At 53.2% G+C, this 8,829-nt stretch carries 10 protein-coding genes and 1 tRNA gene; 6 read left to right on the top strand and 5 right to left on the bottom strand.

Annotated features, from left to right (window positions below; genetic code table 11):
• Both VGJ94_15855 and VGJ94_15850 read right to left on the bottom strand, forming a co-directional pair.
• A partial coding sequence (locus VGJ94_15855) for a hypothetical protein (GenBank protein ID HEY3278091.1) occupies window positions 1–340 on the bottom strand: 340 nt, incomplete at its 3' end.
• A 155-nt stretch (window positions 341–495) separates the two neighbouring features.
• Window positions 496–587: transfer RNA gene (locus tag VGJ94_15850), tRNA-Ser, on the bottom strand.
• Between the two features lie 167 nt (window positions 588–754).
• On the opposite strand from VGJ94_15850, the gene VGJ94_15845 reads away from it, so the two are divergent.
• Window positions 755–1,006: a hypothetical protein gene (locus VGJ94_15845; protein HEY3278090.1), complete on the top strand. Its 252-nt coding sequence runs from the start codon at window positions 755–757 to the stop codon at window positions 1,004–1,006.
• 24 nt (window positions 1,007–1,030) lie between these two features.
• On the opposite strand, the gene VGJ94_15840 is transcribed toward VGJ94_15845, so the two are convergent.
• Window positions 1,031–1,999 (bottom strand): M14 family zinc carboxypeptidase, encoded by a 969-nt coding sequence (locus tag VGJ94_15840; GenBank protein HEY3278089.1) that lies wholly within the window; start codon window positions 1,997–1,999, stop codon window positions 1,031–1,033.
• Between the two features lie 280 nt (window positions 2,000–2,279).
• Between VGJ94_15840 and VGJ94_15835 the strand changes: the two genes are divergently transcribed.
• On the top strand, window positions 2,280–2,741 hold the full coding sequence (locus VGJ94_15835) for a hypothetical protein (protein ID HEY3278088.1): 462 nt from the start codon (window positions 2,280–2,282) through the stop codon (window positions 2,739–2,741).
• A 10-nt stretch (window positions 2,742–2,751) separates the two neighbouring features.
• Here the strand turns inward: VGJ94_15835 and VGJ94_15830 are convergent, their stop codons facing one another.
• Window positions 2,752–4,422: an alkaline phosphatase gene (locus tag VGJ94_15830; protein HEY3278087.1), complete on the bottom strand. Its 1,671-nt coding sequence runs from the start codon at window positions 4,420–4,422 to the stop codon at window positions 2,752–2,754.
• A gap of 228 nt (window positions 4,423–4,650) precedes the next feature.
• Here VGJ94_15830 and VGJ94_15825 point away from each other — a divergent pair, with 228 nt between their 5' ends.
• The 4 genes from VGJ94_15825 to VGJ94_15810 all read left to right on the top strand — a co-directional run bounded on the left by VGJ94_15825 (window position 4,651) and on the right by VGJ94_15810 (window position 7,903).
• Window positions 4,651–5,568, top strand: coding sequence for an FAD-dependent oxidoreductase (locus VGJ94_15825; GenBank protein ID HEY3278086.1), 918 nt, complete (start codon window positions 4,651–4,653; stop codon window positions 5,566–5,568).
• Window positions 5,569–5,664: 96 nt separating this feature from the next.
• Complete coding sequence (locus VGJ94_15820; protein HEY3278085.1) at window positions 5,665–6,585, top strand: hypothetical protein; 921 nt, start codon at window positions 5,665–5,667, stop codon at window positions 6,583–6,585.
• 192 nt (window positions 6,586–6,777) lie between these two features.
• The gene (locus tag VGJ94_15815) at window positions 6,778–7,314 is read left to right on the top strand and encodes a tetratricopeptide repeat protein (protein ID HEY3278084.1); all 537 of its coding nucleotides are present in this window, start codon (window positions 6,778–6,780) and stop codon (window positions 7,312–7,314) included.
• Window positions 7,315–7,342: 28 nt separating this feature from the next.
• On the top strand, window positions 7,343–7,903 hold the full coding sequence (locus tag VGJ94_15810; GenBank protein HEY3278083.1) for an HDIG domain-containing protein: 561 nt from the start codon (window positions 7,343–7,345) through the stop codon (window positions 7,901–7,903).
• Window positions 7,904–7,943: 40 nt separating this feature from the next.
• On the opposite strand, the gene VGJ94_15805 is transcribed toward VGJ94_15810, so the two are convergent.
• Window positions 7,944–8,816, bottom strand: a complete 873-nt coding sequence (locus VGJ94_15805; protein ID HEY3278082.1) for a hypothetical protein — start codon at window positions 8,814–8,816, stop codon at window positions 7,944–7,946.
• Window positions 8,817–8,829: the final 13 nt, after the last annotated feature.

Below are 8,829 nucleotides of genomic sequence, written 5' to 3'. Positions count from 1 at the left end.
CATGAAAGGCGTGGCCGATGAATTTCGAGGGTATGAAAATATCCCTCTCACTCTCCCTGTCAGGTATGACGAAGCCGTTGCCGCTTCGGGTGCACCAGAGGGTCCCTGTCTCGAGGTTCATTTCATGAGGAATTCCGAAGCGGTTGTTCCTGAGCCGTACAATTGCCCCTTCATGGATTAGCTCCCTCAGGAACCTTCGAAGGGATCTTTTGTCCTGTTTGTAGAGGGTAAAAACTTTTTGCAGGTCTCCGAACGCGAGGGGCCGGCTTTCCTGCTTGAATATTTTGAACAGGTTTTCCTTCGTCAGGGAAAGGGTGGCTATTTTCTTTTGTTTTCTCATATCAGCTCACTTTTTGGACCCGGGCACATCCCGATTACTTTTCTCAATATGGTTGCAACCAGATTGGTGCTGCACTCTTTGCTCATAAAATATTTTAACATATTCAGGGATTTATTTCTCTTGATACATAAAAAGGAAGGATAAATTTGTTGAAATGGCGGAGAGGCAGGGATTTGAACCCTGGGTACGGTTTAACCCGTACACTCGCTTAGCAGGCGAGCACCTTCGGCCTCTCGGTCACCTCTCCACAGGACAAAGTATACTGATTTAGGGTCTGAAAGTAAATTATATTCATCAATGGGGAAGAAGCGGGACATCCCGGGAACGTTGACATCGGGTATCGTAGATTCTATACTATCTCTGTAGTAATAGTATATGATAGATAGTTTCAAAGGTGCGACCAGGAGGAGCGAAATGTCGGAAACAAAGGAATTCTCAATCAGGTTGAAAGTACTTGATGGGGAAACCGGTACTACGCGGATTTGCGGGCCGGAAGAGGCCGAGACATGGGATTGGAAGAATCCGGAGATATGGAGAGTGGTGAACGGTTGGCAGGTGACGAGTTACGAACAGTTGGTGCGCCTCCTTTATGAGAAAGCGATGAGGGGTATAGAAGAGGTAGAGATGCTCGAGGCCCCCCGCTTCACCATGCTTTCGGGGGGATAAAGGTTTATTATCCGAATTATGCCTCTATCCTGCCGCCTCTGTTTTATATGCTGATTTTCTCAATAAGGGAGGCTTTATAAAAATAGGCAGGTTCAGAAACTTGACGAGAGCGGGCTGGAACTGTCTGAAATACTCGCTCCCTTTCGCGGGGTCGGAAGTGGGAAGCTCGAGGGTAAGGGTAAAGATATCCCTTTCCTGGCCTGCATAATTCCCAAGGGAACCCGGGAAAAATCCAAAACGCTTAAGAGGGTGACCGGTCTCCTGACTGATCCTCTCAACCCAGTTTGAAAACGATCCGAGCTCCGAAGAGGGCCCGTCGAAATCATAGGCATTCAGGGGAGAATGGACGGCCAGGATTTTTTTCGGCTTGTATCGTTTAATCAGCGCCATCTGGAACATGGTCTCCTTCTCGGAGCCCCCTCTCTTTCCAGGATAGTACCGTTTATTCCGGCCGTGCTTCCGCTCCCAATCGCGAAGCGCCCTCATCGACCATTCTTTTGTGGGGAAATTCCTGTTTACGTCCACGCCGCGTGCATTCGTGCGGGTAGGGGGTAGGGAGAAAAAACCATCCGGGTTCACGAGGGGTGCGACGATTATACATCTGTCTTTAAACATTGACGGGTTGCTCTCGATATAGTGGGAAAGTTTCAGCATGATGTATACGGTGGGGATCTCATCTCCGTGGATCCCTCCGAGAAAGAGGGTGCAGTCGGAGGGGGAATCGCCGAACCGGGCAAAGATCATCGGCCTCTTGAGGTGGCTTGTCCGGTATGACTGCCATGGGATATCCTCTATTTTAATGTCATTCCAGCCGTATGCGGCACACCGTCTGCCCAGCTCGTCAATAAGGGGAGACAGTTCTTTTATTGGAGACGGCGCGGCTGAAACGTTGACGGCGAGGAAGACCGCAAGAAAGGCAGGGCTTAAAAAAATGCCCAGGACCGTGAGGGCGGTGCGGGAAAGAGGTTTCTTTATCTTCGTCAATAAACCCATTGTTTCTGATCCTGACTGTCTCGCTGAATGTAAGGTTCTTGCAGCGGAATGGCCGCAGGTAGTGCAAGATATACTATTCTTTTTACCGGGCGGATTCAATAGTTTCCTTCTCTATAATTGATCGAAGCCGACGGCCCGGGACAAGAGTTGACGACAGCGCATCCGAAGGTATATAAATAGACGTCCATATATGAGAGGGCGCGGAATTCCCTCGGCTTCCTTACCATCTAATCTACTCAAGGTTCCTCTGCTTCGGGGAACCGGTCACTCAGGGGGGACCATGAAACGGCTGATTATCATTCTCGGATTGCTATTACCCGCAGTCTTCCTGTCTGTCTCGCAGGGAGTCGCCGCGCCCAGGCTCAAAAACTGGACAGGCAGCCGCGGGTGGGGCGCTGAGGCGCCTTATGTGCGGCTCTACAATGTAAAGACAGTGGAAACCGTGCGGGGCATGGTGACGGCTGTTCAGAGGTTTATCCCCGGCAGGGGCATGTCGGCGGGGGTGCGTATTCTGGTGAGGGTCGGCATCGATGTGATGGACGTCCACCTGGGGCCGGAGTGGTTCATTGAAAATCAGGACCTGATGATTCACCCAAAAGACCAGGTTGAGGTAAAAGGCTCAAAAGTTTTTTTTCGCGCTCAACCAGCCCTGATAGCCTCGGAATTAATAAAAGGCGACAATATTATGAGACTTCGGGATGAAAACGGATTTCCTGCCTGGATCGCCTGGAGGCGCCATTAGCCGCTTTGCCTCACCTGCCAACGGGAATATTTTTGATTGAACGTTCCAACAGTCTTGCACTTTCCCCTGGCAGATAAATCTTACCTGTGTGGGGCGCGAGCACTGAGATGCCCTCCATCTCATATGTTTTTCCCTGAGATTTAATATACATCAGATTGGTCCCAAGGGGAAAATCGGCACGGGCCTCCCCCTTTCGCACCGTGAGTACAGCCTTGCCCGTCCCGGCCCCTTCCAATGAGAAGATGACGCCCGGAGCACTGAAAACCTCACGGGCGGGGACGAATAGACGGCTCTCCACCATGCTCAAATCGAATCCAAGTGCCTTGGCGGTCATTCCGGCGATCTCGGTGTTCTCGATCAAACCCAAAGGACGGTTAAGCCCGTAATGGTAAAGGAACACGTCCTCGCCCGTGTGACCTTTCGTGGTCCAGCCGATTCCCGATCTCGCGCTCATCATGGGACCCAAAGCCCGGCGGGGACCTTGTGACGCATTGCGCAGGGTTTTTATCTCGCCGGCGGTTAAATCCTTAATCCCATAAAATTCGCCTACTATGTTCCGGATCTTTTCTTCCGAGCCGTCCTTTTCCAACTTCTGCTCCACTCCTTCAGCGGTAAGAACGGCTTTTTTCAGAGGACCGAATACTTTTTCGAAGGGGAGGGTGGAGTAGCTCTTATTCACCCCGTCGCTTCCAAGGGACATGCCGCCCGTGCCATGGTCCGCGAAGGCAAGGACGAGGGTCTTGCCATCCTTCTTCGCGAAATCGAGGGCCACCTTTACGGCTTCGTCAAAGGCGAGGACCTCGCTGACCACGCCGATGGGATCATTCGCATGGGCTGCCCAGTCGACTTTACTCCCTTCCACCATAAGAAAGAAACCCTTCTTGTTCTTCGAGAGGATCGTAAGCGCCTTTTTGGTCATTTCGGCGAGGGCAGGCTCCTCCGGCCTCAAATGGGGGCGATCGAACTCATTTGCCATGGCGTCATCGGCAAAGGCCCCCCAGACCCTGTTGCCCCTTGCCTTTTCCAGCTCTTCTCTCGTGTGGACAATGAGATAGCCCTTTGCCCTGAGCACTTCAGTCAGATCCTCTCCGTCCGTCCGGGCACCGCCCTTTTCCTTCGGTACAAGGTATTGTTTCCCGCCGCCCAGTACCACATCCATGCCTTGATATACCTGATGCTTCCCGATTTCGTTATAATTATTCCGATCCGGCCAGTGAGCGGAAAAGGCCGCCGGGGTGGCATGCTGAATATTCGACGTGGCCACGAGACCTACCGACTTCCCTATAAGCTTTGCCCCTTCGAGGACGCTTGGCACCGGCTTATACCTCCGCTCCTCCGGTATGGGTGCGGCGCCCGGTGTGGTTACCGAATCGGGAAGAATTCCGATAAATTTATCGGCAGTCTTATGTCCTGTGGCAAAGGCAGTGGCGGCCGGGGCGGAATCGGTGATCAGGGAGTTCGCGCCATAGGTTCGCACGCCCCCGAGATACATCCGATCGAGGGCGAGGGGAGCGCCTTTATACCATCGTGCAACGGTAACCTGAGCCGGGCTGCACCCATCGGGCACCATTATGATCACGTTTCTGAAACGGTTCCCATGTTGGCCTGCGGCGGCTGCGAGAGATGAAAAAAATAAAAGAATAATGAGGGCCAGGACAGCCGGTCTGAGACGGAATCCCATCAGATTCTCCCTAGTATACATTTTGCCAAGAAATGGCTTCCCTAGTGTAACCTCAGATCAACCGAATGTGGAGAAAATAAAGAGCCGGACCCTATTACCTTACGCTAATTATTGACAATAACAGGGCTGGTGCTGATAATCGGGTATTGGGGGCAGTAAGGACGTGACTTTTCCGGTCACACGCGAGAAACAAGCCCCTGACCCTATTGACTGCCGATGGAGAGTCCCATGTATGATGTCATCATCGCGGGAGCAGGTCCCGCCGGCCTTACGGCTGCGGTCTATTCCGCCAGAAAACAACGGAGGACTCTCCTTGTGAGCAAAGATATGGGCGGTCAGCCGAACTGGACCCTTGGCGTCGAAAATTACATGGGTTACCAGTTTATAGAAGGACCGGAACTGATGCGGAAATTTCTGGACCAGGCGCGGCAATTTCCGATTGATGTAAGGGTGGGGGAAACCGCCAGGGCCATCTCCCTTCATAAGGGGATATTTACACTCGCAACCGAAGGAGAGATATCCTATGAAGGCCTCACTATAATTGCGGCAACGGGCAAGAGTCCACGGACCCTCAACGTGCCGGGCGAGAAAAGTCTGATAGGACGGGGTGTAAGCTATTGCGCCACCTGTGATGCGCCATTTTTTCGAGGCCGCGACGTGGCGGTGGTCGGCGGGGGCAACTCCGCGGTAGGGGCCGCCCTGGACCTTGTGAAAGTGGCAAAACATGTATATCTCATCTCCCTCACCGTATTGACTGCTGACCACGTGCTGGTGAAGAAACTGGGAGATTCTCCGAACACTACCATCCTTACGGGACATGAGACTTTGAGTATTATCGGGGAAGAGTTGGTAGGCGGTCTCGTGGTCCGGGATCTAATTAAGAACAGGGAAGTAACCCTTGAAGTGGAAGGGGTATTTGTGGAGATCGGCCTCTCCCCTAACTCAGGCCTGATAGGGGACCTGGTTCCCCTGAATAGCTTGGGCGAGATCGAAGTGAGCTGTGCGAATGAAACCATAATTCCGGGACTTTTTGCGGCGGGGGACGTGACGAACGTCCCTGAGAAGCAAATCGTCGTCGCTGCGGGTGAAGGCGCGAAAGCGGCGCTCCAGGCCCACCGTTTCCTCCAGAGGCAGCGGGACGCCTGAAAGCTCGAATCTCCATTCACTGTAAAACAGAATTCTTGCAAATTATCCATCTCATGCCGTAAACTGGTGAAATAAATTTAAGAAAGGGAGGAGAAGATGCCCGTTATTACCAGAGATAACATAATGGTGCCCTTGGACGTGCCGAGGGTAATGCGCGATACCTATATCGAGAACTATTTGGCGATCACAAGGTCGAGCGGAAGATTGATGCTCTTTGCGGGAGACCAGAAGATGGAGCACCTGAATGATGATTTCTATGGAAAAGGGATCCATCCCGATGATAACGGACCGGAACACCTTTTTAAAATTGCCGCTCAATCGAAAATCGGCGTATTCGCAGCCCAGCTCGGCCTTATCGCAAGGTTTGGTATGGATTATCGAGATGTGCCCTATCTGGTGAAGGTGAACTCCAAGACCCCCCTGGTGCCTACGGCCCAGGATGACCCCGTGAGCCACCAGTGGTTTGACGTGGAGCAGGTGGTCGAATTCAAGGAGAACAGCGGCCTCAATATTCTCGGGGTGGGGTTTACCGTTTACCTCGGCAGCGAATATGAAAGCGATCTCCTGGTGCAGGCCGCCCAGCTCGTCTATTACGCCCATCTGAACGGTCTTGTCACCGTCCTGTGGATGTATCCCCGCGGTAAAGCGGTAAAGGACGAGAAAGACCCTCACTTGATAGCGGGTGCAGCGGGAGCGGCCGCATGCCTCGGCACCGATTTTGCCAAAGTAAATTATCCCACAAAGGCAGGAGAGGAGTCCCGTGAGATTTTCAAAGAGGCGATTCTCGCAGCCGGAAGGACCAGGGTGGTCTGCGCGGGCGGTGGAAGTGAATCCGCGGAGAAGTTCCTCGGTCAACTCTACGACCAGATCCATGTGAGCGGCGCGGCGGGAAACGCCACGGGAAGAAATATTCACCAGAAGTCTCTCGATGAGGCGGTCCGCATGTGTAATGCGGTATATGCAATTACCGTTGAGGATGCAAGTGTCGACGAGGCGGTAAAAATATATAAAGGCTGATACTTATCCGCAAATAGTATCGATGAACAGGGGGCCCCGGGGTCTCGCGAAGGCGGGACCCTTTTCACTCCGTAATATGTGGCCGAAGACGCGGCGTTCGGAGGAGGGAACCGGTTGTCTTAGAGGACAAAACCTGTGGGAAAGGTCCTGATAGTATGATAATATCAGTCAAATGAACGAACGGGAGGATCCATGGTATCCGATACGCGCGCATACGCAAAACCACTAATACCTTTTCTCTGCACCCTCTTTCTGGCCCTTGCCCTTTTGGGCTGCGACCCCGTGATCAATATGACCAGGGACGGCGAGTACTATCTCGTATCGGGCGATTACTATAAAGCAATCGATGTCTACACTCACGCCATAAACCTCAATTCGGGCAACGCCATGGCTTATCTCGGCCGTGCCACGGCCTGGGAGGAACTGGGACGCTTTGATAAGGCCCTCGACGATTTTAATGCCGCCGTCATTCTCCTGCCGAAAGACGCGGGTGCGCTGCTCGATCGCGGCCTTCTCCATGAAATTATGGGCAGTTACAGATTGGCCCTTGATGACTATACTATGGCATGTCAACTCGATCCCACCAATGGGAATGCCTTCTTTCACCGGGGGAATGCCTCCATGAGCCTGGGCGATACTGAAAAAGCCTTTGAGAACTATAGAACCGCGGCCCGCCTTGGACACGTGGAATCTCAGAATATCTTGAGGTCAAGGGGAATGGGCTGGTAAATATTCATTGAGAGAAAGGAGAGAGGATATGTCCCTTTCACAGGATGACATCGTTTCCTTGCTTCATCAGTATGTGAAGAACGAAAGAATGGTTAATCATTGTTATGCTGCTGCCGCGGTTATGCGGGCTCTGGCGCGAAGGCTGGGCAGGGATGAAGAGAAATGGGCAATGGCGGGACTTCTCCACGATCTGGATATAGAACTTGTGGGGGGCGATCTCAGCGTCCATGGTCTTCAAGCCGGGCGCATACTGAACGAGCTCGGGGTGGACCCTGAAGTGGTCGGCGCGATAGTGGCCCACAATGAAATGGCGAAAGGCGCAAAGAGGGATACGGAGTTCCAGCATGCCCTGGCCGCGGGGGAGACGATCACGGGCCTCGTCGTGGCCACCGCCATGGTTTACCCTGATAAGTTGCTGGCGAGTGTCAAAGCGAAGTCAATAACGAAGAGGATGAAAGAGAAGGCCTTCGCCGCCTCGGTCAGCCGCGAGAATATCAGGGAGTGCGAAATGATCGGCATCCCCCTCGATGAATTTGTGGACCTCTCCCTTACGGCGATGAAGGAGATAAGCGATAAACTGGGTCTCTGAAGAGCCGGCGGACCTTCCTTCTATTCCGGAGTAGGGATGGCTATCCGAGATAAACCGCCTGATTCGTGCCGGCGGCCCGGGTCACGGCATCTTTATCAAAATCCAGGCTCATAAGCCTTTGAGCGGCCTCCGTGACGGTCATGGAGCCTCCCTTGAGCGCGCCGTTCCCATCAATTATTGCTTCTTTTCTGCGGTCCCGGACCATGACGGGCGTTTCTTTCACCGTATCCGAAACGATCATAATTTTTGAAGGGTCCTTTAGCCTGAAAACAAGCTCGATGCTTCTGGGGTGAAGGTGAAAGGGGTCTGCGATCAGCTCTACAAAGATATGGGGATTGAGGAGGCCGAACCCGATGATACCCGGCTCCCTCTGGTGAAAAGGCCTTGCTGCGTTCATAAAATGGGTAATCCCCTTTGCCCCGTGATGAAAGCCTGCTTCCGCTTCGTGAAAGGTGGCGTCCGTATGGCCCATGCTCACGCTGATCCCTGCCTTCGCACAGCGGGTAATGAGCTCGGGGCCTCCGGAAAGCTCCGGCGCGACGGTGATGATCTTTATCACGTCCTCGAAGCCTTCCACGAGGGACCTGAGTGGGTACTCGCCGGGCTCAATAAACGTAGCAGGATCGAGTGCACCCGCACGAATCGGGTTGAGGAAGGGTCCTTCCAGGTGAGCCCCGAGTATTACGGCAGCCCCGGCGTCGGATGAGCGGTGTTCTGCCTGCGCCTCCATCGCCCTCTTTATCGTCGCCAGTTGACTTCGCATCTCTTCAAGGGTGCCGGAATATATGGTGGGAACGATGGCGGATACGTCCGAGGAGCCGTGAATACTGGCCATGGCTAATATCTCCTCGGGATCTTTTGTGTGCGTGTCGTACCCGCCGATCCCGTGGGTATGAATATCTATCGTTTTCATTTTCCCACAATCA

It is taken from the genome of Syntrophorhabdaceae bacterium (assembly GCA_036504895.1).
In the GTDB taxonomy this organism is placed as follows: domain Bacteria; phylum Desulfobacterota; class Syntrophorhabdia; order Syntrophorhabdales; family Syntrophorhabdaceae; genus PNOM01.
This window is presented reverse-complemented; position numbering and strand designations above follow the sequence as displayed.